This is a genomic window from Schinkia azotoformans LMG 9581, from assembly GCF_000307855.1.
In the GTDB taxonomy this organism is placed as follows: Bacteria; Bacillota; Bacilli; order Bacillales; family Bacillaceae_J; genus Schinkia; species Schinkia azotoformans.
Genome location: NZ_AJLR01000148.1, coordinates 23598 through 48871 on the forward strand (window position 1 = coordinate 23598; position 25274 = coordinate 48871).

General features: G+C 33.6%; 18 protein-coding genes, 1 pseudogene and 1 riboswitch. Of the genes and pseudogenes, 4 read left to right on the forward strand and 15 right to left on the reverse strand.

The genetic code is table 11. The features are described from left to right. Positions 1-70: 70 nt before the first annotated feature. Entirely contained in the window at positions 71-4012 is a 3942-nt protein-coding gene (locus BAZO_RS21340) for a DUF4430 domain-containing protein (RefSeq protein ID WP_003332945.1), read from the reverse strand. A gap of 133 nt (positions 4013-4145) precedes the next feature. Continuing rightward, a riboswitch (cobalamin riboswitch) is annotated at positions 4146-4332 on the reverse strand. A gap of 140 nt (positions 4333-4472) precedes the next feature. On the opposite strand from BAZO_RS21340, the gene BAZO_RS18385 reads away from it, so the two are divergent. Further along, positions 4473-5351, forward strand: coding sequence for a cation diffusion facilitator family transporter (locus BAZO_RS18385; RefSeq protein WP_003332946.1), 879 nt, complete (start codon positions 4473-4475; stop codon positions 5349-5351). Here the strand turns inward: BAZO_RS18385 and BAZO_RS18390 are convergent, their stop codons facing one another. Continuing rightward, entirely contained in the window at positions 5352-6110 is a 759-nt protein-coding gene (locus tag BAZO_RS18390; RefSeq protein ID WP_003332947.1) for an NRDE family protein, read from the reverse strand. A gap of 244 nt (positions 6111-6354) precedes the next feature. On the opposite strand from BAZO_RS18390, the gene BAZO_RS18395 reads away from it, so the two are divergent. Continuing rightward, positions 6355-7056, forward strand: coding sequence for a DsbA family oxidoreductase (locus tag BAZO_RS18395; protein WP_087946170.1), 702 nt, complete (start codon positions 6355-6357; stop codon positions 7054-7056). A 60-nt stretch (positions 7057-7116) separates the two neighbouring features. On the opposite strand, the gene BAZO_RS18400 is transcribed toward BAZO_RS18395, so the two are convergent. The 10 genes and pseudogenes from BAZO_RS18400 to BAZO_RS18445 form a co-directional block, all read right to left on the reverse strand. Beyond that, positions 7117-7833, reverse strand: coding sequence for a DUF3153 domain-containing protein (locus tag BAZO_RS18400; protein WP_003332949.1), 717 nt, complete (start codon positions 7831-7833; stop codon positions 7117-7119). A gap of 123 nt (positions 7834-7956) precedes the next feature. Then, positions 7957-8592: pseudogene (locus tag BAZO_RS18405) on the reverse strand (SpoVR family protein); the annotation flags it as partial. A 141-nt stretch (positions 8593-8733) separates the two neighbouring features. Continuing rightward, positions 8734-9591, reverse strand: a complete 858-nt coding sequence (locus tag BAZO_RS21345) for an HNH endonuclease (RefSeq protein ID WP_003332951.1) — start codon at positions 9589-9591, stop codon at positions 8734-8736. A 2-nt stretch (positions 9592-9593) separates the two neighbouring features. Beyond that, the gene (locus BAZO_RS18415; protein WP_003332952.1) at positions 9594-11012 is read right to left on the reverse strand and encodes an ATP-dependent nuclease; all 1419 of its coding nucleotides are present in this window, start codon (positions 11010-11012) and stop codon (positions 9594-9596) included. A 116-nt stretch (positions 11013-11128) separates the two neighbouring features. After that, positions 11129-13018, reverse strand: a complete 1890-nt coding sequence (locus tag BAZO_RS18420) for a UvrD-helicase domain-containing protein (RefSeq protein ID WP_003332953.1) — start codon at positions 13016-13018, stop codon at positions 11129-11131. Next, on the reverse strand, positions 13015-15315 hold the full coding sequence (locus BAZO_RS18425; protein ID WP_003332955.1) for an AAA family ATPase: 2301 nt from the start codon (positions 15313-15315) through the stop codon (positions 13015-13017). The genes BAZO_RS18420 and BAZO_RS18425 overlap by 4 nt, the downstream gene beginning before the upstream one ends. Before the next feature lie 464 nt (positions 15316-15779). Beyond that, positions 15780-16277 (reverse strand): PIN domain-containing protein, encoded by a 498-nt coding sequence (locus tag BAZO_RS18430; protein ID WP_003332956.1) that lies wholly within the window; start codon positions 16275-16277, stop codon positions 15780-15782. Next, positions 16270-16569: a UPF0175 family protein gene (locus BAZO_RS18435; RefSeq protein ID WP_003332957.1), complete on the reverse strand. Its 300-nt coding sequence runs from the start codon at positions 16567-16569 to the stop codon at positions 16270-16272. The genes BAZO_RS18430 and BAZO_RS18435 overlap by 8 nt, the downstream gene beginning before the upstream one ends. A gap of 390 nt (positions 16570-16959) precedes the next feature. Continuing rightward, positions 16960-18519 (reverse strand): recombinase family protein, encoded by a 1560-nt coding sequence (locus tag BAZO_RS18440; RefSeq protein WP_003332958.1) that lies wholly within the window; start codon positions 18517-18519, stop codon positions 16960-16962. Then, complete coding sequence (locus BAZO_RS18445) at positions 18506-19972, reverse strand: recombinase family protein (RefSeq protein ID WP_003332959.1); 1467 nt, start codon at positions 19970-19972, stop codon at positions 18506-18508. The genes BAZO_RS18440 and BAZO_RS18445 overlap by 14 nt, the downstream gene beginning before the upstream one ends. Before the next feature lie 219 nt (positions 19973-20191). Between BAZO_RS18445 and BAZO_RS18450 the strand changes: the two genes are divergently transcribed. Then, positions 20192-20572, forward strand: coding sequence for a helix-turn-helix domain-containing protein (locus BAZO_RS18450; RefSeq protein ID WP_003332961.1), 381 nt, complete (start codon positions 20192-20194; stop codon positions 20570-20572). A gap of 75 nt (positions 20573-20647) precedes the next feature. Here BAZO_RS18450 and BAZO_RS18455 read toward each other — a convergent pair whose 3' ends face one another. Beyond that, positions 20648-20899: a hypothetical protein gene (locus tag BAZO_RS18455; protein WP_003332962.1), complete on the reverse strand. Its 252-nt coding sequence runs from the start codon at positions 20897-20899 to the stop codon at positions 20648-20650. Positions 20900-21011: 112 nt separating this feature from the next. Here BAZO_RS18455 and BAZO_RS18460 point away from each other — a divergent pair, with 112 nt between their 5' ends. Next, positions 21012-22475 carry a recombinase family protein gene (locus BAZO_RS18460; RefSeq protein WP_003332963.1) on the forward strand — a complete coding sequence of 488 codons (1464 nt, stop codon included), beginning with the start codon at positions 21012-21014 and terminating at the stop codon, positions 22473-22475. 29 nt (positions 22476-22504) lie between these two features. Here the strand turns inward: BAZO_RS18460 and BAZO_RS18465 are convergent, their stop codons facing one another. Then, positions 22505-24661, reverse strand: a complete 2157-nt coding sequence (locus BAZO_RS18465) for a hypothetical protein (protein ID WP_003332964.1) — start codon at positions 24659-24661, stop codon at positions 22505-22507. A gap of 41 nt (positions 24662-24702) precedes the next feature. After that, entirely contained in the window at positions 24703-25245 is a 543-nt protein-coding gene (locus tag BAZO_RS18470; RefSeq protein ID WP_235786755.1) for a Panacea domain-containing protein, read from the reverse strand. Positions 25246-25274: the final 29 nt, after the last annotated feature.

Sequence of the window (25274 nt, forward strand, 5' to 3'; positions counted from 1 at the left end):
CCATGAACAGCTAAAGGAGAACGAAAATACCGTTCTCCATTACCTATTTTATGACTGCTTGATTCTGCCATCAATTAGCTTTTTCACTTAAGCGGACGGCAATAACTGCACCCATTTCTCGCGTTACATAATTTTTCGGTTTAAATTGACCACCTTCATAGCCCTTCATAAGATTATGATCGTAAAGGGCTTGAATTGCAGCCTGATTATATGGACTCAAACTTGCGATATCGTTATAGACCGCTGTCTTCGGTTCATTCTCGTTTGCCATTAAATCAAACGCTCGGGCAAGGATAACCGCAACCTGCTCTCTTGTAATTGGATCGTTCGGACTAAAGGTCGTATCGGATGTACCTCTCACGATTCCAAGCTCATTCGCCTTCATTACAACGTTGTAATACCATTGTCCAGGCAAAACATCCTTAAATACAATGTTACTCTGTTCGGAAACTTCCCCTTCCAATAAATGAACTAAGATCGCTGTAAATTGTGCTCTTGTTAAATTTTGTTTTGGCGCAAAACGAAGTGGACTTTTCTCTACACCAACCATAACCCCTTTATCAAATACATCATAAATAGATTGAAGGGCATAATCTGAGATTTGATCAACGTCAGCAAAATCAGGAATACTAGTTGCGACTTCCTTCTCAATCTCTTGATTTGCAAATTGATAAATGGACGGTAAGTTTTTACTATCATGATCTAGTGCCAACAAAGCTAACAATGCCTGCTCTGACGCAATTTGGTTTGACTTTTCATTTTTCAGATTTGCGAATCCGCCATCTTTTGACTGATATGAAAGTAAATTATCGACTACATTACCATTAGCTTTTGTAAATGATGGGCCTTGTGGATCAATACCAGCAGAAGCTAAGGCAATAATGACTTGTGAGGCACTTTCACTATTTTCTTTTCCATCTGCAATAAAGCCCCCACTAGCCTGTTGAACACTGCTTAACCAATTGACAGCTTTGCCAATGGCAGTTTTTACTTCTGGCCGGATGTCTTTGTAGTTTACTAAACTGCTAATAGCCATCGCTGTAATGTCAACATCTGAAGCATCACCATTTACTAATGAAAATCCGCCATCTTTGTTTTGGTTTGTTAAAATATCAGCCAAGATTTTTTCTCGATTCCATTTTGCAGTGCTTGGAACTTGATAATTTCCACTATCTAAGGCAATCAGTGCGAAAATCAAACCATTCGTTCCTTGCATTGTCATTCGTTCATTGTTGTAGATTTTTTCGATTAAATCATAACCGCCAATATTCATTGGATCACCACCAAGCGCTTTAACTGTTAACACATAGCGTTCATAATCAGTGATTTTACGGAAATATCCGTTTGCTTCTTTTATTACCTTACTAATCTCATTTAATACAGCTTGGTTATCAGCTTTTCCAAGACGCGCCATACCAAAGTCTTCCCATTCAGACTGAGTTTTATCAGTTTGAAGGTGTTGAACTAGTTTTTCCAACTCAACCGTCATATCTAACTTATTTTGCTGTTTATTAGCAATTACTGCAAATTTCGTAAAGTGGTCTACTTGACCAGTTATCGTTCCAGTCTTGGCATCAATAACAGTCGGAATTGGAATCCATTGATTTTTCGCTTCGTCAAACCATGCCATTACAAGATGGTCTAAATCATCATCTTCAATTGGGATATTGATAGAAATATAGACTGGCTTCTCAAATTTCGTACCCTTTGGCAAAAATTGATAAACAGAAGACTTAAGATTTCCTTCTATATTTGTAGTAGAAGGAGCTAATTCTTCTATTTTGATTGTTTTTTGCTCTTTTAGTGCGTCTTTTGGAATGACGATTTTTGCTTCATCAACCTTAGGACTAGCAATTACTGTTTCTTCAGTTGGTACGACCGTCCTTTCGATCTTAACAGCATTTGCGTTAAGGGCCTCTTTTAATTTTTGTGCTTCTATAGATGACATTTTTTGTTCTTTATTTAAAACTGCATTTTGTTTTTGTGAATCTGATTTTATTTTTTCAAAAGATTCAAAGACTGCAACAGTAACTCCATCCGGCTTAGCAGTTGCTGCGCTGCCCCCCATAGCCGCTTTTTCTTTCGCCGCATCCTTATCCTCTGTTACATAAACCCATTCAAGTTGGTCTCCATTGCTTAATTTGTATGATCCAGCACCACCACTTGGAAAATAACCATTAACCGAATACTTCCAACCACTTGTTGGACCATGGTCAAATTCGGCTAATCCGTCAATTGCGATTACATATCCTGATGATCCAGAGCCACTTGTTTCAACCCTACCTCCCAGTTCATCCACTAAAGCACTTAATGCAGTTGCACCTTCATTAACTTCCAATGTTTTTGAAGATAGAATAGTTGATTCATGAGTTCTAACTGAAATTGTAATCGATTGTTTCTTATTTTCTCCGGGAGTAGTAGAGCCACCTTGATTATTATCGTTTCCTCCTGTTTCATCTATAACTAATGGTGGTAAATTCGATAAGTCATAAATCGAGCCTTTTCCTTCTAAAAATCGCTCATATGAAACAAGCGCAAGTAAACTCTGACCCGTAGGAACTAACTCTGAGTTTCTGTCTTTGAGATTTAAGAAGCCGCCATCTTTATTTTGAAATGATAGTAAGGCATCGAATATATCTTTATTTTCATTTATAAACCCTGCTTCTTCAGGATTTATACCAAGTGTAGATAAGGCGATAATGACCTGTGCGATACTCTGACTATTTTCTTCTCCCTTAATTGACAAAAACCCACCGCTAGGTTGCTGTGAATGTCTTAGCCAAGCCATTGCTTTATCAATGGCGAGTTTTACTTTTGGTTGATCTTGATACTTAACTAAGCTGCTTAGGGTCATTGCTGTCATATCTACGTCAGATGTAGAATTGTCTAATGACCAACCACCACTGCTTAATTGATTATCTAAAATGTATTGAATTAATTTTTCTCTTGTCCATTTTGCAGTTTCTGGAATACTATAGTTCTTGCTATCAAGTGCAAGTAATCCATAAACTACCCCATTCAACCCTTGCATAGTTAAATTGCCATGGTTATAGATTTTTTCTATTAAATTAATTTCATTAAAATTCGATGGGTCTTTGTCTACAATAATTAAGCCAATGACAGACTTTTCAAGGTCCGTGACCTTAGTAAAATTACCGCTATTTGCTCCGACACTCTTTTCAAGACTAGCAATATATGCTTTAGGAATCACTTTTCCTATTTGTCTTAAAGCAAGTGCTCCCTCAAATGTCGGAGGCTCGTCATTGTTTTGAATCCATTGGACCGCTTTTTCTACAGGAGTTCCTTCAGGAAATTGCTCATCTGGTTTTTCAGGCGTAGTCCCTCCATCTGGTGGATTATTGCTTATTGGTATCCCTGCAATTGTGTATTTACCGCCAGGTAGTATTTCATCTGACTCCTCTGCCCAAGACTTATATATGAAGGTTAGAGCATCACCCGCTTTTGGTTTATAAGCTCCTGCTCCTACCGATGCTTCCTCACCGTTAACATAAAAAGCCCAATAAAAGGTTCCTTTAGCGGCAAGACCATTAATTGAAGTGAGCATTGGACCCCAGTCTGTTTCCTCTATCTCTATTGTTTCAGATTCTTGTAGCAATGATAAGGCAGTTGATTCAGATGTCAACCCTACTATTTTTATTGTTTCCTCGGTTGTAAATGTTTTTGAATCGTCTTCCCATGATATATACCTATATGAAAGAGTATCATCAACTTTTGGTATATATGTGCCTGCTCCTTCTGATGCCTCTTCACCATTAACGTAAAAAGCCCAATAGTATGTACCTTCAGCGGCAAGCCCATTAATTGAAGTAATCATTGGGCCCCAGTCTGTTTCATCAATTTCAACTTTTTCTGCCGCATCAATGAGCGTTAAAGCCGTTATCTTGTCAACTGTATCTTGTATCGTTTCTGCAGAAACTCCAACATTAACCCCAGCCAACAACTGCGCCATCAACACAACTATCAAAACTGTCATTCTCAAAAACTTCTTCATGCTTCTCCTCCTGTCTTTTTATCCAACAAAAAACCACCTCGCCCTAATTGGGAAGGTGGTTGCTGGTAACAAAAATATAATCAAAAACACATTTTTATTCGCTCACTACACCTCCCTATTCCTCGTAGGGGTATTGGGTGTTCTCGATTAGGTAGGTCTCCTGACTCATGCCTCAAACGAATCTCATAGCCTTCCCATTTCTTAACAGTGGCTTTACTAGAATGTGAGATTCTTAGCATTTACAGTGGCGGGACCGTATCGGATTTTCACCGAACTTCCCTATTAAGCAACTAATTTGCGCCTAATCAAAACTTTTTTAATTATTAAAAATCATATTACACCTATTTATGCGAATTGTCTATCATTCAATCGACAACTTTTGTCTGAATTTTTAATTCGGCTAGACCATTACTATCAAAAAATGTACTATTATTAATGAATGCATACTGGAGGGTTCATTATGGAGCAGCTAAGCCAACAAAGATATGACGACTTAAAATTAGGAGAACGCGGCGCATATATTAGTATTTTCGCTTATATTATTTTAGCTGTATTGAAGTTGTTCATAGGATTTATGACAAACTCAGAAGCCTTGAAAGCAGACGGATTTAATAATAGTACCGATATCATCTCCTCCGTCGCTGTTTTAATCGGATTAAAAATATCTCAAAAACCAGCAGACAAAGACCATCTATACGGACATTGGAAATCCGAGAATGTTGCCTCCATGGTTGCTTCCTTTATTATGATGGCAGTCGGTCTTCAAGTATTATTTGCTGCCATTACATCTGCCTTTGGGGGAAAGGAAGAACCCCCGGATATCATCTCTGCTTGGACTGGAATTTTCTGTGCTGCCGTTATGTTTATCGTTTATTTTTACAATAGGAAGTTGGCAAAGAAAATCAATAGTCAAGCGGTTATGGCTGCCGCGAAGGATAATTTATCAGATGCCTGGGTGAGTATTGGTGCAGCTGTTGGTATTATCGGCTCTCAATTTAACCTTCCTTGGTTGGACCCAGTTGCAGCTATCGTTGTTGGTTTCCTTATTTGTAAAACGGCTTGGGATATTTTCTGTACGGCATCCCATAGCTTAACAGATGGCTTTGACGAAAAGCTGATTGAAGACTATAAAGACACGATTGTACATGTTTTAGGCGTAAAGGATGTAAAGGAGATTAGAGCAAGGAATTACGGTAATAATACCGTTGTTGATATTGTCATCCTAGTAGACTCTAATCTGCCGCTAAAAAAAGCCCATGATATTTCTACAGCAGTAGAAAACATTTTAATGGTGGAACATGATGTATTTAATGTGCATGTTCATGTGGAGCCGATTTAATTAGCTTATTTCGATAATAAATTGCTGGTCTTTACTATCCGCTCCGTTATAAACACGTTCGTTAAAAATAATTTCATCATCATTCATGAATAAAACTGTTGAGCTTCTTGTGCCATAGCCTTCGCTTTTAATAAAAATGGATGATAGCAACCGCTCCAATTCGATGGTTACACCTGTTTTAGGCAGTCTGTCGTCTGGAGCAACATCATTATTTTGGAGAATTTTGAAAAGTGATTCAATCATTGCATCATCTTTTTGAGTCAAAATGTTGAATAGGCTTTCTTTACCATGTACAACCTTGGGCCATTCAGTATTAAGCAGATGATTGCTGACACCATGAATGCCTGGCTCTATTTTCATGGATTTTTTTGTAATGTTTGAAAAGTAGTAAAGCTCATCAGGGCTCCCAACTAACAAATTATAGCCAGGATACAATTCGGAGTTTTCCTCCATTACCTTCATATAATTTTCTGGCATCTTACTACTTTTTAAATAGTTTAATATAAGCTCTCCACGTGAAAGTTTTCCGTCGGTAACCTCTTTAGGATCACGATAGTTCGTAACGGCTGCAAATCGGCCGTTTTTTGTTACCCCCATCCATGTTCCCATTTTTTCTAAATCCCGGCCTGCCAATATTTCAGGATGATCCTCCCAAAAATGAGCAGGTGCCGTCTTTCTTCTGTAAAATTCATCGCGATTGGCTGCAACAATCAACTTGTATGTTGGATGGACATTATAGGCGAATAAAATTAAACACATGATTTAACACAACCTTCATATTTGCTTTGTCAATTTTATCATTTTGAACGATCAATCACTAATTAATTGTTCTTCTTAAGTTCTTTATAATTTACTCATTTAGTGTCGTAGATAGCAAGTGTATTGAAAATAATGAGCTGAAAAATAGACTAGGTGAAGTTGCTATCGATATACTAAAAAGAAGAGGAGGTTTTCATGAATGTTAATTGAAATGTGGACCGATTTTGCTTGACCATTTTGCTACATTGGTAAAAAGCGTCTGGAGGACGCTCTTCAGAAGATCGATCATCCTGTTAAGGTAGAATACCGTAGTTTTGAGCTAGACCCTACGATGGAACGTGAAGTTGACCAAAATATGTATGAAAAACTGGCTGAAAAGTATGGAATGAGCTTAGAACAAGCAAAATCAAATTGCCGAAATATCGAACGAATGGCGGCAGAGATTGGCTTGGACTATCAATTCGATACACTCATTTTAACAAATACATTTGATGCACACCGACTCACAATGCTTGCTAAATCGCATGGATTAATGCAGGATATGACAGAACGAATTTTGCGTGCTTATTTTTCAGAATCAAAGCATATTGGTGACCATGCCACTTTAACTGAGTTAGCGGTGGAAGTTGGGTTAAATCATGATGAAGTTGCAGCAATGCTTGCTAGTGATGATAGGAGCGATGAAGTTCGGGCTGATCAACAAGAAGCTGTCACGCTTGGAATTAGAAGCGTTCCGTTCTTCCTAATCAATAGAAAATATTCGCTGACAGGGGCCCAACCGACAGATGTATTCGTGCAAGCCCTTCAACAGGTCTATTCGCAGGATGGGCCATATAAGATAGATGCAAGTGAAGATTCGAATGTTAACACGGATAAAGTTGTAGCTACCGGTTCGGATGAAAGCTTGGTATGCGACGAAAACGGTTGTGAAATACCGAAGAAATAGCTTACCGATTTTCCGGGCTTCAACCTGTTGGTGAAGCCCGTTTCCAAATTATCATACAAACTAATCCTCTTTTACATCGGCACTTTTCCTCCGCTTAATTGCCATAAATACCGTTACAAAAACAATTAGCCCAACAGCAAGTAATACCAACGTAACAACATTCAAAACATTTAACACTTTAGCCTGCAAGTATATTTCATTATTTTGTCCAGGCAAAAGATCCCACTCAAAAGTTTTGATATCATCAGTTTCCCCATCAATCACCCTACTGGCATTATGCCCCTCTACATCAAAAGGAAGTGTCAATAATATCCGCAAATCCATTTTATCTAAAAACATCTGAAACAAAGCATTATTACCTTTAGCAAAACTCGTTAAATCAACATTAGTTTCTATAGTATAAATATTAAAAAAGAAGCCTTTGTCAACAATAAAATTTAAATGATCCTTCGAAGAATTAACGGATGATATGTATGTAATTAACTCCCCGCCAATCCCTTCAGAGATTTTATTAACATGCTTTTTCGCTTCAACACCAAAATATCCGTTATCTTTAAAATTGGAAACTATGAATCCATCCTTTTGAGCAATTTCTCTAAATTTCTCAAGGGGATTGTTTTTATCATTAAAAGTGGATAATAAATCGGAATCGATCGCTAACCGATAATTTAATTCACCGCTGCCATCTTTATTTACTGTGACATGAAATACACCACTCACACACCCCGTTAGGAAAAAGAGTATGATGACACCTACTACTATTAGCTTGATCCTCATTTTTCATCACCTTCTACTTATTCACTTTTTGCCCTAATAAACCATATTCAAGCTGTTTCAAAAAATAATCCTTCCTTTAAAATAAAGGAGCTACTGAACACCCAGCAGCTCCCCCAAAAAACACTATATATACTTCCGATGCATTGCCTTTCCATCATAGGTAAATAATGCACCTTTACTCTCAACAATCGTTTCCATATGGACAGGGCGTCCCCATAGCTGATAAATGTACGGCATTACTTTTTCCAGATATTTAATATCAAGTTCAATTCCTTCGTACCAATGCTTCAGATACAATTCCCCATTTTTTAAATAATCACCGTCATTTACGGTAATATACGGAAACCCGCCATTTACACGCATATTTACTAGTTGATCACGGACGCTCTCCCATTCTTTATCAATAATTTTATAGTCTTTCCCTTGTTTTTGGAACAAATACATATCCTCACGGTAAACTAAGTCTTTTGTTAGATAGTTACGAATAAACGAAATATCCGATTCGACTTCTCGAACCTCGAATAATTTTTCACGCCCTGAACCAGATTCCACACCGAGCTTTTTCATTTCATCTGTCGGGTTATTGTAACGCTCCTCAATGTCTTCGAATATTTTCAAACCGAGGTAATACGGATTAATTGATGTCCTGGAAGGCTGAACAACACCTGCATTCAGTTTCGCAAATTCAATTGCTTCATCCGAAGTAAGTTCCAATTCCCGGATAATGCGGGCATGCCAGTAGGATGCCCAGCCTTCGTTCTGCTAAGGTGCTTTTTGTTTAAAGTTATATCAAAAAGTTTACCCAATATTAAGAGTAAAACCTCTTCCAATATATTAGAAAACTTTTATTCTGTTAAAATCTTTAATACAAATTAAATTTCCTTGTATCAATTATCAATTCTAATTAGATTTAATTAACTGAATTAGCGATGTGCTATTCGCCATTCCTTGGTATAAACTTGCTTTCCAATAGTTCACTCCATATATTTCAGCTTCATCATCTGAATGATCCGTTAACTCTAATTTAATATCAAAGGTGCCATTTCGTTGATATTTTCTTCTTAAATTGCTTATTGCTTTTTTTATTTCTCCATTTGATAATAAAGAATATTTGCTAAGTAAACCTAAATTATTATAATGCTTCTCAATTACTTGATAATCTTGTTGATTAATCATTGTAGGTTTTTCTAAGAAAAATCTTGCAACTGGGATATTGGTTTTCACGGTTATTTCACAATATAGAAATTGACTATAATTATCTATGGAATCATAGTATAAATTTAAAAATTCCCTAATACCATTATCATTGATCCATCTATCATTTTTTTCCCTATTACAATCCGAGCAACAAGGAAATAAATTGATACCTAATACACTAAACTCAGGAAAGTTTGACTTTGGGAGATAATGATCAAAAGTACTAGGTATACCTATACCACAGTATTGACAAAAAGCAGCATAGTCGTCAGGCTGTGCTTTTTTTATGTTAGCTTTTAACTTATCAAGCGGTGAAGTTGTAGAGTCATAACAATGTATTAAAGCTTCCTTAAGCTTTTTTAAATCCTCACTTCTTTCGTAGTCTTTGACATGATTATTCATCATCTCTAAGTTATTTACATTTGATAAATAATTACTATAATCTCTACTAACTTCATTCAATGCATTAACTAATATTCCTTTTCTTGGTTCTTGCTTAGAGTCAATTATGTCTATTAGTGAATTATTATGATTCAAAGAATATGGTAATAAATTACGCATTATTAATCCTCACTTATTGATTGCTCTAATAAAGTTTTTAGGTATATTTTGGCATTAAAACTTAGTTTATTATTGAAAATATTCTCAAGTATGTGATTATAACTCTTTTCTTGTTTAACCAAGGATTTAAAGGTTTCAGAATAGGTGTTATTTGTATTAATTGTACCAAAAATTTCTTCTGTTATTTGTGAATAATCTGCGCCAAAACATTCAATTCCAAGTTTTTTAACAATTGGGTAATCACCTACTCTATCTAACACATGTACTCTTTTTGAAGGCACAGATTGTATAATTATTGGTGAATGTGTTGAGACAATTGCATAAGAGTCATAAGTATCGAGAATTTTATAAAGCATATAAATATAATTTGAAATAGCATTAGGATGAAGAAAAAGCTCTGGTTCGTCAAATAATAGTAAAGATTCTTTTTTTATATTTGCTAATACGTCTGTAATAGTAGTTAATATCATGTTTTGACCAGAACTGAGTTCGGATAAATACAAAGGAGATCTCTCGAGATATTCCAACATATTTACATCAATCATTGTACTTAGAATGTTCTTCCAATCTATAATCCTTTCAGGATAATTATGTCTTATGTGATTAATAGATTCTTCAAATCTTCTTTCCATTTGCCTTAATGACATAAGCCCTGTCTTAGTCCTTAAACCACAATATCTATAACTGTAGAATCTTGTTGATTTAGGTTTTCTAAAATTATCGAAATAGCTATATGAGATAGCAATTACTCTGCTGAATACTGGAATATTAGGGTGAAATTCACTATCTTTACTTGTTAATCCTCCTAGGCTATTTGCTAAGTTAGCTAAAAGTTGAGTTTTCCCTGTACCATTTTTTCCAATTAAAGCATTTATTCTATAGGGAATCTTATCACTTAAAAAATCAAAATTTAATTCATGTAAATCCTTAGCACCTTCAACTTTAGTTCTAAAACTAAAATTGTATAAATTATTTGGCTTTATTTCGCCCGAATCACTAAAAATGTAAGGTGCTTCTTTTAAGGTTTTCCTAGCTTCACTATTTCTAAGCAAAGAGGTTTCAAATCCTTCTAAACTTTGTACGATATATCTAAGGTCTTCATTAAACACAACATCATTTAATGTAGTTAATATTTGTTCATAATCATCTACGCTTAACTCTTTTAATTTTTCATAAAATTCTATTTCTTGACCTAATGAAAAAAACCTTTCTCCTAGTTGTTCAAATTCATCTGGAATATTACTATTAAACGAACCGTTTTCTAAGATCTTAACAATTCCAATTGATATTTCATATCCATTAGCATCATAATAAATTAAATTGTGTGAGGTTTTATAAGAATAATCATCCCAATTAGAATAAATAAGCACAACACACGGGAGAGAAGCATTAGTTGGTTTTGAATTCTTAAAAAATTTCACCATTCCACATCCTAGTGTTTTTTTGAGTAAGCTCTTATTACTAAACCATGTAATACTTATAAAAAAATTTCTTATTTAAAGTTATTTATTCTAAATCAAGGAATGATCTAAAGATTTCATTGGACATTTAATATTTCTACCTCTGATTCATTAAACCATCCTTCTTGTATAACATGTTTTTTAACTAATTCTGGTTCTGTTGAATAAGCTACTATGGCTAAACTCTCTTCTGCACGGCTACACGTGACATAAAATAAACGTCTTGTTCGATCTATACTTGTATCTTTTCCTTCATTTTCATTCTTTTTATCTGCTTCAGTTTTGTCTTTTACACCAAACAACTTCTCATAGCTAAATAAGAATCCACGTGCTTCGCTGTCATCAATAATAACCATCACTCTTGGAAATTCAAGTCCTTTTACTCCCTGATGTGTCATAAACCTTGATTTATCATTAATATATGAATCATAAGCTCTAATTTGGCTAAATGGTGCATTTAATGATTCAAACCAAGCAATTAATACATCACTTTTCCCATCCGCAGTTATTTCCTCACTAATTAATTCCTCTTTTTTTTCTTTTACTGAAAGAGGAAAAATACTATCCGGTATTTCAAATAAATTTAATTCTGCTACGCATTGTAATATATCAATACAAGTTGGATCTTTGGAATCATCCCATAGTGATAATAACTTATCTACTGCACCACGGGCCTTACTAATTCTTAATAGTTGGTCTCTTTCACCTTTCTGGAATTTTAATAAATTAGAATACTCCCTTGTAATATTGGTAATCTTTAACTTATCTCCAATTTCATCGGCTTCTACTATTGGTAATATTATCCTCGTAAAAAACTGCAATCCTGAAAGTGAGCCATCTAATAATCCTGTTTTTAATTTATCATTTTTGTATAGGGGTTCGAACATATCAATGAAGCCTAGTCTATTTGCAGCCATATGGTGCTCAAGAATAAGTGTTGTATAATCAGCATCTACAATTTCCCACTTTGGATCACCAGTAATTTCAGCCATTCGTTGTACAACTTTCTTTTCTGCATTTCTTTTATCCGTTTTAGAATGAAGGATAAACATATGTACAAATCCCTCATTCTTATCAGTTCTTTCTCTCTGTTCTTGACCATCGACAGTAGAGCGAATTTTATTAATTAACTTAATAACTCGGGGGGGACATCGATGATTCATTTTTTTTACTGGTTTTGACCAGCTGTCCGGTAAACTATTCCCCAAGTTTACTTCACCATCAGAATAAATTCTTTGCATTGTGTCTCCGAATAATCCTAATGAGAAAATATTGTTGTTCTTCCTTTCAACTTCAAAAAAAGCATTAATTAATTCTTTATTCGTGTCCTGGCTCTCATCGATCAAAAGAATAGGAAATTTTCTAACTAATATTTTTCCCATCAAAGGCTTATTAGTTAAAAAATATGCTCCGATACTTATTACCTCACTATGACTTAATGATTCTTTACTTTGATTAAGCCCAGATGGATTATATGTGAAATGTTTAATATTTTCTAGATTATTAATTCGTTTTTCCTTTATTTCTAAACTCTTCACTCTATCGACATAAGTTTTGGTTCCTTTACGCCCTTTTGAAAGCTGTAATTTTAAATCATCTATTTGATTATTCAGATTAGCATCTAACCATTCTCTAATATCTTTATCGAATTCTCTAATTAACTCCCATATAAACGAATGAATTGTAGATACAGAGAATAATGGATCATAGTCAAGTCGACGCTGTATTTCTTCACATGCTGCATTAGTAAAAGTAATAATAGCTATCCTTTGACCATTCAGTTGTAACTGTTGATAATTTTGATCTCGAAATCTTTCTAAAACTGAAACTAACGTTCTGGTTTTACCGGATCCAGCGCCTGCAAATAAGAAAAAACTTTTTAGGTTTTTAAGGTTTAAGCAATTAAATATCTCTTCATCTACATGGTCATCTATATGATCATCATTACATTTTTCAATATCAATCATAGGACACCCGCCGTTTCATCCACTGTTTCACCTATGGTTTCACCTGCATCAACATTAAAACTGGGCTTCACCTGTAATTGTTCCTCTAACCAATGTAGACCCTCATAAATATACTTTGGTACTTCAAGCTCATTAGGGTCAATTTTAAAAATGAGTTCAAGAGCAAATTCGGCCTTTTTTCCATTCCTTAAAGCTTCAAAAAATTGCTTACCTAACTCCGTCATTGTACCTTTCTCATTAATAGCATTTCTAAATTTCTTTACTAACCCATTTCCTTCAATATTTTTAAAAAGATTTAAATTTTGAAATACCAATGCATCTTCAAAAGTATATGGAAGCGCCTCCTCTTCTAAACCATCATTCACAATTTTTACTTTTATTGGGCTTTGATATGCAACTCTAACTGAATAAAAATGTTCTTCAGATGTCTTAACTTTATCTTCTTCTTGTAAATTTAATAAATCATCAATATTTTTCTTATTAGGTAACCATGTTTTTAATGTGTAGTTTCCAGTAACATAGCTTTGGTTTCTTGCAGGTGGAATTGCAGTATTATTATTATTGGGATCGACTGAATCTAAATCAGTAATTATTAAACTCGTTAATCCTAAATAATCTATTAAGGGCTTTAAAGTATGAGCGTGACTACCACCAATCTCCAATAATGAAATATACTTATTATTTAAATCAGAAAATTTATGACGAATAAAATGCGGAACCAACATTCTTTCAGCTGGTCCTTCAACGAGAATAGCAGCATCCGCAAAAAATAAATCACAATGTGTAGATTGAAGATATCTGGTTACAAAACGCTCTGTTTCATCCCCTTGCCCAAACACATCTGATAGATTTACAACAATAGAAGTTGGAACTTCACCTTTGTTTTTAGGAGGTATTCTTCGAAAATACCTTAAAGATGAAAATGGCATTTCATGGGCAATGTGACCTGAATGTGTACTAACAATTAATTGAGTTGTAAAATTCGTTTGTTTTTTTAGATTGGGATGATTACATAATACTTCATAAGCTTTACGGATAAAGACCTGTTGAACTTGTATATGAAGATGTGCTTCTGGTTCCTCTACTAACACTATATGCAATGGAGGAATGATAAAATCCTCTTGGTTTTTAGGGGCATTCTTTGCTACTTTCCCTACCTTCATCCATTCATCTCTAAATCTCATTAATTTAAAGATTATAGATATTAAATTTTGATAACCCAAGCCATTATACTGTTCAGGTAATCTTAATTCGTTCCCATTATATCCATCAATTAAGTCAAATTGGACTGCTGATTCATGATTAAGCCCGTCCATAGGTTCTAATCTAGTGGAAATACTTATTTTAGGATTAGAAAATCCAGGGTACCCTAAATTCTCCAGTTCATCTAATGCATTTTTAAAACCTTCACGAAGTTTTATATCAAACGTACTTTGAGCTTTTTCTATAGCCTGTAATGCATCTATGTCAGTTGGATCAGGAGACTTTGTTGGATTTAAATGTGTATTATAATATTTTCTTAGCTGTGTAGAGAGATTACCAACTATTCTTTTTGCTGATTCATCATCGTCAGTTTTTTTATTAGCAGGATCAGAGAACCCTCGTTGGGCATTAATATGATGTACTAAAAATAAACTTTTAAAAGGATCTCCATCAATAGGCTCATTTCCAATCGGTAATATTTGGGGCTGAGCTTGTCCTTTATTTATCGGTAAACACTTAGTTGGATCAAGTAAATAAGACTTAATTGCAAGATGGTTTTGAAATTTTCTGCTCAAATAATCCCTTAAATCTTTAGGCCATAATGATATGTCGTTCTCTTTATTATTCGGGTTCACTGCTAATAAAATTCCTTGTGTTGATTTAACAGAATTAAGAAAATCCTTGTAAAGAGATTCTATATCTTTGGGTTCAAGCGTTAATCTAACTCCTAGCAATCCTCCAGACCAATCTAGAGAAGGTATTAGATGAGTTACATAATGAATTTGATCATCTTGTACATGTAACCATATATCCATAGTCGGTAAAAAGTTTCCAATTTCATCTTTATCAAGTTCAAGATTTTCCCCATTACATTTTAACCATCTTTCACCTATTTTGTTTATCCCTAACCAATTTGATAATGTAACGTCATTAATAGTAAAATCTTTTACATCTAAAAATTTTATTAGAGCATCCATTGCAGTTGTTTTCCCACTATTGTTAGCCCCAACAAATAAAGTTGTTTCATTAGTAAATTCAACCCGACATGATTTTAACTTTCTAAAATTTTGGATTTCAACAAACTTGATGTGCATTTCTACACCTCCATATTTTGATAAACAGCGTGTTGTACTTCCCATACTTTCGTGTTAATAACATTTTTTGCATAATTTAATTTAATTCGACAAGAATGTCCCAAAACCCCCTATAAAACACAAAAATTATTGAAAATTTTGTAACAAATAGTAATTTTTTCAATAGTGATTAAGCTTATATTTTTATAAAATTCTTGTAATTTAAAATGATGAATTCCCCTTTCACATTCCGTTTTGATGTCCATAAAAAAACCTCTGAGATTGATGACATAATTCACCCGCTAAGATGAACCTATCTTCAAAATCACAGAGGTTGTCATAATTGCTAAAAATACCTTCAAATTCCAATATTGAGATTAATATAAACAGAAAACAAGAAAGGGGCTTTCAGAATTTGAGATATTTCCCTTTTACCAATAACTTTATAGAAGTTTTCATCATTTTTATGATAGATAAATCCTCCCTTATTCCTCATCAACTTCTTGTAGTATCTGTTGTATCATTTTTTTCGATATTCTAAACTTCTTTGAAATAAGTAAATCTAATAAGGGTTTAATCTCTTGAATTTTCCCCTTAGCTTTAGCAAGTTTTAAAATTCCAAGTATACCAAGTGGCTTAAGCATGAGTGCCTCCGCAAAATTTCTAGCCGAAATTTCATCAATAATAACAACGCTTATTCCTAATTCTTTAGCACCCACGATTACTTCAAGTTCCCCTCTATGCAACCGTCCATAAGCTTTTGAAACAAAGTCTTGGTCTTGAATTTGATAAATTTTTATATATCCTTCTGCCACAGCGTTCCGTAATTCATATTTACCAATTGCATGATCGCTACTTTCGATCACAACCTCATTGTATACCTCTTGTGGAATATAAAGATCAAATAATTCCCATAATAATTCAAGTTGGCCAATCATAGATAAACCAATAATAGGGCTTGTATTACTTATCGCTTTAATCATGCTTTTCAACTTCTTTTAAAAGAAATTCAATGGTTTCATCGTCTTGCTTCTTGTGCTCCTCCGTATATTCAGCCCAATGAATGTTGTGATTGATTAATATTTGAATAAAATCAGCTATACTTATGCCTGCTAGTTCAGCTGCTCGTGCAAGTGTAACCTTTTTAGCTGTGAATAAGTAAATTGCAAGCGACAAATTAACATCTTCATCAATTGAATCATCATTAATTCTTTTTAAAAAGGGTAAGAATTCCGGATTGATCTCAACCCTTGCTTTTGATTCTTCCATTGCCATGATAAAACCTCCCTAACACAAATCTTTTCTTAGTACCATTATACCATTTTCTTGCAATGAATTATGCAGGATTAATACTATGGAACAGTTAAATCATTATTAATTTCCCAACACCTAATAACCGAGAAATATGGATACCGAAGTGTACTCAGCTCACCTAATCACCGAACATGTTTATTTTTCGAAATTACTGTCCATACTTATAAATATAGACTTGACCAATATTTCCAAGGTATAAACCTTTATCCAGTAATATCAAGCTCGGTATAAAGGTAGGGGCGGTATACCGCCCCTACCTTATGGCAGAGAAACTTCTGTTCCAACATAAAATTCTACACCTAAAAACCGAGTTTTATTCAAAAATAAAGCCTCCTATCGCTAGGAGGTTTCTTAGAAAAGTAATTCCATTTGGTTATTTGATGTTTGCTTAATCAAGTTATGCCGTAACTGATACTCGATCCTTAATTCTTTATCAATAGTGATCGTTGATACTAAATAAATTAACAGTCTGCGAAGATCACTTGGGTTGATATCATTCCTGTTATTAAAGGCATCTTGAAGGATGATATTCCATGATTCTTTTGCCGCATCCACTTGTTTAAATTGCTCAATCTGTTTTCTTTTCTCATTGATTAGAATTTTTGTCTGCTCAACCCGATTCTTCAAAGTTAATCTGTATGTAGTCATAATATTAAGCATTTTTTTATTTTGATCGGATAACTCTTGTTTTAGCCTTGATTGAATTTCATTTTTCACTTGATTACTTTGAATCGAGTATGTTCCTAACGCAGACTCAAGTTCAATAATTTCTGATTCTATTTTTTGAATGTCTTTATAAATCCCTTCTATGACACCTAAAAAAATTTGTTCAGGCTGGTTTGTCCTAATATCATTTAGAAGGGAGTCGATAATGACATGTAGCGTATCAGCTTCAATTCGTATCTGACATGATGAACAAAAGTAGATCTTATCACCATATTTCTTACCATTATTCCCTGTTGTTTGTTGGTTTTTACAATCGAGTAACTGATTACAATTCTTACAATGGACTAGGTCTTTCAGTAAAAAGCTAGTTTTATAATGCTTTGGAGATACTTTTCGTTGACGCTTTTGTTGATAAAGTTTCCAACAAAACTCCCAATCTTCTTTTGAAATAACCGGATCAATAAAATCACATTTCGCATAAATCCATGTTTCCCTGTCAGATAATGAATTTTTGGAATCTGGCTTTGTCTTTCCCCAGGCTAGGTATCCAGAATAAAAGGGGTTTGTTACAATTCGTTTCACTTTTTCCTTTGTCCATTCTTTCCCATTGCTATGTGTTTGGGATAGCTTCTTAGAAATGGAATCAAACCCTTCGGCCTTTTTGTATAAGTCAAAAATCTGTTTTACTAATACTAATTCCTCCGGATATGGGATAAATTGATGGGTTTTCCTATCATAAAGATACCCGAATGGTGCATTCCCACCTGTCCAGTGGCCTTTTTGGGCTCTTGATTCAAGACCATTACGTGTTCGTTGGCGAATATTATCTGCTTCAAATTTAGATAAGCCGTCTTGAAGCAATTGAACAATAATATTTTCACCGTGGGTATATAAGGTTTCAGTAGAGCTTTCAATAATCGGAATGTCATAAAGCTCCATTGTCGTTCGGATAAAATGATGTTCGATTGGATCTCTTGCCAAACGATCACCTTTGTAAACGACAACAAAATCAAATTTATTTGATGAAGCGTCATTGATTAATCGTTGTAGTTGTTTTCTTTGATCAAGATTCTTTTTTACAGCTGATACCCCTGCATCTAAATATTCATCAACGATATCACACCCATATTTAGTCATTAAATTTGCAACTGAATGCTGCTGCATTACCATTTCTTGCTTGTCAGTAGAATGTCTACCATAGAAAACGCCTTTCATCCCAGGATGAATTATCTCAGCTAACTTCATCTACAACAGCCTCCTTTACAGTTAGGAAAGGATGTTTAAATGTGATGTGCATGGTATATGAATTGAGTACGACTTCTTTTACAATATCTTGAAATAATGATTTTAAATTGGTTTCAACGTAGGAGGGCTCATCATAAACCAATAATGATAATTTGGATTTCATTAGATGTTTTAGTGTTTGTAACTCTGCTATTTCTTGATTAATTTTCTCGATTTGCTTCCGGAGATTTTCTTGCTTGTCGTACAAGGTAAGTAACTGTATCTGTAATTTTTCTTTTTCGGGCTCACTTGTTTCTTGAAACCATTTTTCAGTTTTGGTTATCAATTGTCGCTCTATGGCATCAAACTCATTTTCAATGTTATTTTTCTCTTGCTGCAACTTTTGTTCATTAGCCTGCTGGTAGCGGTCAAATAGCTTCTGTAAATTCGATTTAAGCAAAGTTTGAAAAAATTCTTTGCAAGCATCTAGCACTTTAGCTTCAATCAAGTTTTTTTCAATTTTTATTGAGTGTTCTTTGCATCGATAGAAAAAGGTTTGCTGATTATTTCTATTGCTCGTGAATGGTGTTAAGGGTTGCTTGCATTCTTTGCAAATAAGTAGTCCAGCTAACGAATAGATAATTGCAGGTTGTTCATTTATTAACCTCGGTTTTGCTGTTTGTTCAAGAAATTGTTGTGCCTTGAGCCATAGTTTTTCATCTACAATGGCTAATTGTTGATAATGACTTTTTAATACTTCACCCGAAATATTAAGTACTCGCTCCCCCATATAAGTGGGGTTGGCTAAAACCTTTTTAATCATTTGTGTAGACCATTTTTTGTCTTGAGGAATTTCATTTTGGATATCCAATAAATTTTTTAGCTCCTTTATAGAGCTGATCGTATCCGTGGCAGCTTGGTCGAATAAAAACTTCACAACGGAAAGCTGTTCTTCATTACGATGGACCGTTTTCGTATTGCGATCATAGCAGTACCCATATGGAAGATTTCCCGGTGTAATACCTCTTTGAAAGTTAGCTTTAATCGTTTCCTGAATTCTCTCAACTATTTGCTCGCCTTCACGTTGAATCACACCAGCCATCAGCAACTCAATCAATTCTCCAGCAGGAGAATATTGAATAGGGACTTCATTCTCAGCTGTAAAAATGACATTAATCTTTTTTTCTCGCAGTAGATGATAAATTTCAAGATACTCAAGAGCGTTCCGAGCAAGCCGGTCTCTTTTATAAACAAAAAGCGTCTGGATCTTTTCTTTTTCAATTTCAATAAGTAGCCTTTGCAGAGCCTGACGTTCTTTTATTGTCTTTTTACGGCTAGATACAGCATCATCGACATACTCTTCGTCGATCAAAAGAGCTTTTTGATAGGACAGATTTCGAGCCATCTGTCTTTGCATTTCTATGGAGTTCTCTTGAATATTGGTAGATCGGCGATAATAGGCAACGGTTTTCATGTTAACCTCCTAACGCTAAGATTTGTAAAAATTTATGCACTGATTTAAAAGCCTAGTCCAATTGTTTTTTGACATTCTCAAGCAACTGTTTTTTCACAATATCTATATAGATTTCAAACCACTTCTGGGCAGCGCATGGATCATGCACATAACTTATAGATTGAATAAATAGTTCACTTTTTTTCTTCATCTAACTCAACCTTTCAAGGAGGAATTTTCATGTTTGAAAATTTTGGTCAAAAAATCAGAACGATTAGACAACATAAAGGAATTGGATTGAATCAATTGGCTAGACAACTAAAGGTATCACCAGCTTATTTAAGTAATCTTGAAACAGGAAAAACAAAAAAAATCGAAACTTCTTTCTTACATAGTCTTGAAATGGAACTAAATATCCTTTCAGCTGAAAATGACAACATCGATACGTCTGAATTTAGTGAATTTCAATATCGTATAAACAGGGCAAGCTCCATGCTGATTAGTCTAGAAAAGCAAAATCCTACGATAGCGAACTACTTATTGCAAATGGTTGAACAAGGAGTGAACCTGTTTCATAATCAACCAGATCTGGAAACCAATGACCTTCAAAAATATCATTAGCCAAAACATAAATAACTATTCCTGAAAATAAACAGTCATTTCATTTCGTGAATAATTCCGAACAAAAAAGAGAGCCTATTCCATGACGGATAGCTCTCTTTTTTGTTCGAATACCTTTACGTCGACTGCTATTTGTTTTGCATTTTCTTTACCGACTTCTTGATTCAAAAGATGTACGATAGCTGCTTCTTTTATTTTTTTATCAAAGGTAAGAATCTGATTTTTTATCATATCGAAGGTCTCGTCATTAACAATATCCTTCAAATCGAAAAACGAAATGGTCCTATCGTTATCCTGATATGAAAATTCAATTTTAACATCAGCCAATCAAATCCCTCCCTATTACACCCTATGCAGCGTCAAGAAGGGATAAACCAAAAATCATGTTTTTGCCATAGGTCTCATATACTGTGACAAGCCATTTAAAGGGGACTTTTAGATGCTAAGAGAATCAGAATTTAACGGAGTACGTTCAATCGCTTTGTATTGTCGAGTATCAACAGATGAACAAGCACGTGAAGGTGTTTCTTTAGATGAACAACAAGAACGGCTAAAAGCATACTGTCGTGCCATGGGATGGAATCATGAAATCGAGCTTTTCATTGACGATGGTTATTCCGCTAAAAATACGGAAAGACCTCAGTTAAGGAAACTCTTAAACTCAGTGAAGATAGGCCAAATTTCAAAAGTCATGGTAACCAAATTAGATCGAATGAGTCGTAAATTATTAGACTTATTAAATCTAATTGACTTATTTCAAGAACATGAGGTTTCATTTATTTCGATTAGTGAATCCTTTGACACTAACACGCCGTCCGGACGGCTTACCTTACAAGTATTAGGAGCTGTTGCCGAATTTGAACGTGAACGGATTCGTGAACGTGTTTTTGATAATATGCTTCATGCAGCCAGCAATGGAAAATGGTTAACCCAAAGTCCATACGGATATCAATTAGTGGAGAAAAATTTGGTTATCAATGAATCAGAAGCAGCCATCGTCAGAAGAATATTCAACTCGTACCTGCATGAGGGGAAAGGCTATTTTGCGATTGCTAAGCAGCTCAATGAAGAAAATATCCCTTCTAGATTCAACAAAGAATGGTCTCTTAGATCCATAAAACTCCTGCTTTCTAATCCAGTATATAAAGGAACACTCGTATGGAATCGAGTAAATTCAAGCAAAAAGAAACGACAAGAAAAGGAAGAAGAAGAATGGGTCATTGTTGATGATTGCTTGCCTACCATTATTGATAAAGAAACTTGGGAAGCAGTGCAAAATAGATTAAATAAAAAACAAATACCGTCACGTGCACAATCAAGTCCACACCTACTCGGAGGTTTATTAAAGTGTGGCAACTGTGGCGGTGGCATGAGCATATCGTGGTCAGGTTCCAAAAACAACAGATACCGGGTCTATCGTTGTTCGAATAATAAAAATAAAGGAACGTGTACCAGTAAGCAATTTAAAGCCGATGAAGTTGAAGCTTGGTTTAAACAGGGATTGCTCCAATTAACAAAAAACTTTAGCTCAGAAATACTATTAAAACTTTCTGAACAAACAACAGATAACCGGAACATTAACAACGAACAAAAAATTAGATCAGCAAAAGCAAGGTATAACAGAAAAGTCGAGGCTTATACAGCTGGGCTCATAGAATTAAATGATTTAACTGAAGAAAAGCAGCGGATGGATCAGATTATCGAAGCATTACAAAGTGAGGAAAAACATCAAGAAATTGATTTAGAAAAAGTGCAGAAAAGTATTGAGTCAAAAATAGGAAATGTTGTGAATACTATTGACACCTTGCCTATTGAAGATGCTAAGGCTTTGATTTCTACACTTGTGGAAAAAGTAGTAATTAAAGGGGAAAAAGAAATTGAAATAAAACTTTCTATTTTTTAATCCCCTTTTTATTAATTCGTAATTTTGATCTACAAAATTATTTTTGTGAAAAATGGGTCATTTTTGAGTTTATTAATAAAATCGATATTTTTTAAACAAATTAAATCAAACCTATCTGAATCATTGCAAATTTTTTCAAGTAAGTGTAATTTATATGAACATTTACCTAAATGTATAGACAGGTTGATCGGTAATAAAAAGTCAGTTCTTTTAGCAGATTCAGTTAATCTTAAGTTATATTCTAAGCTCCATTTTTGGTGTAAGTAAATTAGCAGAACAATTTTATTAAAATTATATTCATATATTGATTTATTGAAATCAAAATCATATTTTAATTTATTTGATATGGGTCTTTTTCCTAATAATTCGTCTATTAATACTCTATTTTCTTCAACTTTACATAAAAAATCACTTATTTCCTCACCACTATAATTAGTAACTAAAACTTTTAAAAGTAAACCAGTTACTTCATAATGGGAGAGCTCTGCACTTTTTATCAATGATTGTAAAAGTAAATATATAGTGATTTCCTTAAAATTAGTCGGTTTAGCTTGTTCTTTATTTCGATTTAAAAATTTGTTATTAAGCTTTTTTATATCTATTTTAATTCCAAGTAATTCAGTTCTATTTGTATTAATCCCTAAAAAATTTTCACTTTTGAATTTATCAAATTCACTCACATATCTTAAGACAGATGTTAAAAATTTCAAATCATTTCTTTCAATTGCATTAATCAATAATGCCTTATAAACAATAAGTAAATCCTCTTTTTCTATCAATTTGTCATCAATTAATCCGCTTATTTTTTTAAAAACCAAATTTAATGAACTATGGTTCTTAATATATAGTCCCATCGAAAGTTCATAAATTGATTGCAAAAATTCAGCAACTATTTCATAGTAATTTAGCTTTAATTCCTTTAGCACTCTAGCGTCATGAGATTGTAGAGAATAATTAAACCCTTTTGGTCCCATATTAAAAAACTGGAGTAAACAATCATGACCCTCATCTAACTTATTTTTTTCAAATAACAAGAAGACTAATCCAATATGGTTTTTTAACAAAGATCTATAAAGTGAAATATAATGTTGTTTATCTCTCCTAAGAAAGAATAAATACCTATCTTCGTTTATTAAATAATATAATCTGTGATCATTATGTATGTAATCCATGGTTATTTTCCACGACTTATAATTACTTACAAATAATTCATTCATGTTATTATTTACAGTTATAGTAAACATTTGATAAATAGACTCTACTTTTGTATGTAGACTATCATAAAGAAGCTTCCTACATAAATAAGTATTATCATTTGATCTAATAGTAAATAACGTAGACGAAAAAGACATTTCTAAAATAAGTTGTTTAGTTTCTTTAATCGACTTTTTTAACTGGGCTCCTAAATTCAATCTTCTCCATAGACTTTTGAAGCTCGAATAAGCTAAAATTATAGAAATAATAAAAAAGATAAATGTAACAGTAACGTTAACAAGACCATCATTAATTATATAGAGATTCGCTTCCCCGTTAATGGCATTAGCCCTTTGAATCAAAAATACCTGATAACGAGATAAAATTATCGTAAATAATGAAAATAACAAAAAATGTAACATCAATAAGTCAGTTTGATTTTTATTCATTGAGGATAATGAAGTTAATTTTTGTTCTCTATATGTAAAGATATAAATAGTGATACTTGTCGGTAAGATTACAGACAATATTTTCCATAATAAATCTAGAAATGTTACTTTATTTAATAGTTTTTTTTCTATTATTCTATTTATCTCTCCAATATTTACCGGATCTAGATTCGGTATATGTTGAAATGTAATTATATTAAAATATTTGTAAATACCTATTAAAATATTTACTATTTCATCCCTCTGAAAAACCTTAACAATTAATGAAAAATAAATAATCAAAACAATCATCATGAAAATTAATGGTCTTCTTAAAAACCATCCTACTAAAATCCTGAGATAATGTTTAATCGTAAAAAATACAACAAGTACAATTTGCGTTATTAATTTTATTACAAAAAATATTAATTTATAATAAAAGTTTTCTTTCCATCCTGGTGGTATTATCTTATCAATACTATCTATAAATTCTTTCCAATGTTTTATTATTAATACTAATACTGTTATAAGTCCAGTAAACAAAGCTACATATACATCTTTCATTGGAAATCTACTCCTAACAAAAATAGAGTGACATAACAACATCACTCTTCAAAAATAATTGATTTGAAATACTCTCTCATACTTTCTTTTGTTATTACATTATTTGAAGACTGGAACGGAAGTAAATCTCCTCTGGCTATAATCCAAGGTTTCTCTTCATGTGTAAAATTCTCCAATTGCTTGCCAGTATAGTGACCAAAATTTTCCCAAATAAAATCTAATATTTCTTTTGCTTTTACATCTATATTTAGCTCGGAACCATTTTTTTCTATATCAAGATAGCCATTTTGACTATAAACTCCATATAAATCAGGTGAAACAGGACCGTGTACCCATGCCTCTAGCTGCTCATCAAAAAGCGGTTCATTTGTTAATGCTAGATACCATCCTTGTGCATAATAAACTAACTTCTGTAACTTTAAGTGTGTAACAGAATATTTAGTGTTTGGAGAACTTTTGGCTATAAAATAATCAGCAACTTGTATAACAGAAAGAGGTACCAATTTATTTTTCCTCCTCTTATTCATTTTTTCTATAATACACCATATAACCTTATAAAAGAAAGAGGTTATTTGAATATTCAATTTTAGCCTTCCTTTCCGTATAAGCTCCT

What these genes read in the sequence shown, in the direction of transcription:
- BAZO_RS21340 (WP_003332945.1), bottom strand. Translation starts at nt 4,012, where the DNA reads ATGAAGAAGTTTTTGAGAATGACAGTTTTGATAGTTGTGTTGATGGCG.
- BAZO_RS18385 (WP_003332946.1), top strand. Translation starts at nt 4,473, where the DNA reads ATGGAGCAGCTAAGCCAACAAAGATATGACGACTTAAAATTAGGAGAA.
- BAZO_RS18390 (WP_003332947.1), bottom strand. Translation starts at nt 6,110, where the DNA reads ATGTGTTTAATTTTATTCGCCTATAATGTCCATCCAACATACAAGTTG.
- BAZO_RS18400 (WP_003332949.1), bottom strand. Translation starts at nt 7,833, where the DNA reads ATGAGGATCAAGCTAATAGTAGTAGGTGTCATCATACTCTTTTTCCTA.
- BAZO_RS21345 (WP_003332951.1), bottom strand. Translation starts at nt 9,591, where the DNA reads ATGCGTAATTTATTACCATATTCTTTGAATCATAATAATTCACTAATA.
- BAZO_RS18420 (WP_003332953.1), bottom strand. Translation starts at nt 13,018, where the DNA reads ATGATTGATATTGAAAAATGTAATGATGATCATATAGATGACCATGTA.
- BAZO_RS18425 (WP_003332955.1), bottom strand. Translation starts at nt 15,315, where the DNA reads ATGCACATCAAGTTTGTTGAAATCCAAAATTTTAGAAAGTTAAAATCA.
- BAZO_RS18430 (WP_003332956.1), bottom strand. Translation starts at nt 16,277, where the DNA reads ATGATTAAAGCGATAAGTAATACAAGCCCTATTATTGGTTTATCTATG.
- BAZO_RS18435 (WP_003332957.1), bottom strand. Translation starts at nt 16,569, where the DNA reads ATGGCAATGGAAGAATCAAAAGCAAGGGTTGAGATCAATCCGGAATTC.
- BAZO_RS18440 (WP_003332958.1), bottom strand. Translation starts at nt 18,519, where the DNA reads ATGAAGTTAGCTGAGATAATTCATCCTGGGATGAAAGGCGTTTTCTAT.
- BAZO_RS18445 (WP_003332959.1), bottom strand. Translation starts at nt 19,972, where the DNA reads ATGAAAACCGTTGCCTATTATCGCCGATCTACCAATATTCAAGAGAAC.
- BAZO_RS18450 (WP_003332961.1), top strand. Translation starts at nt 20,192, where the DNA reads ATGTTTGAAAATTTTGGTCAAAAAATCAGAACGATTAGACAACATAAA.
- BAZO_RS18460 (WP_003332963.1), top strand. Translation starts at nt 21,012, where the DNA reads ATGCTAAGAGAATCAGAATTTAACGGAGTACGTTCAATCGCTTTGTAT.
- BAZO_RS18465 (WP_003332964.1), bottom strand. Translation starts at nt 24,661, where the DNA reads ATGAAAGATGTATATGTAGCTTTGTTTACTGGACTTATAACAGTATTA.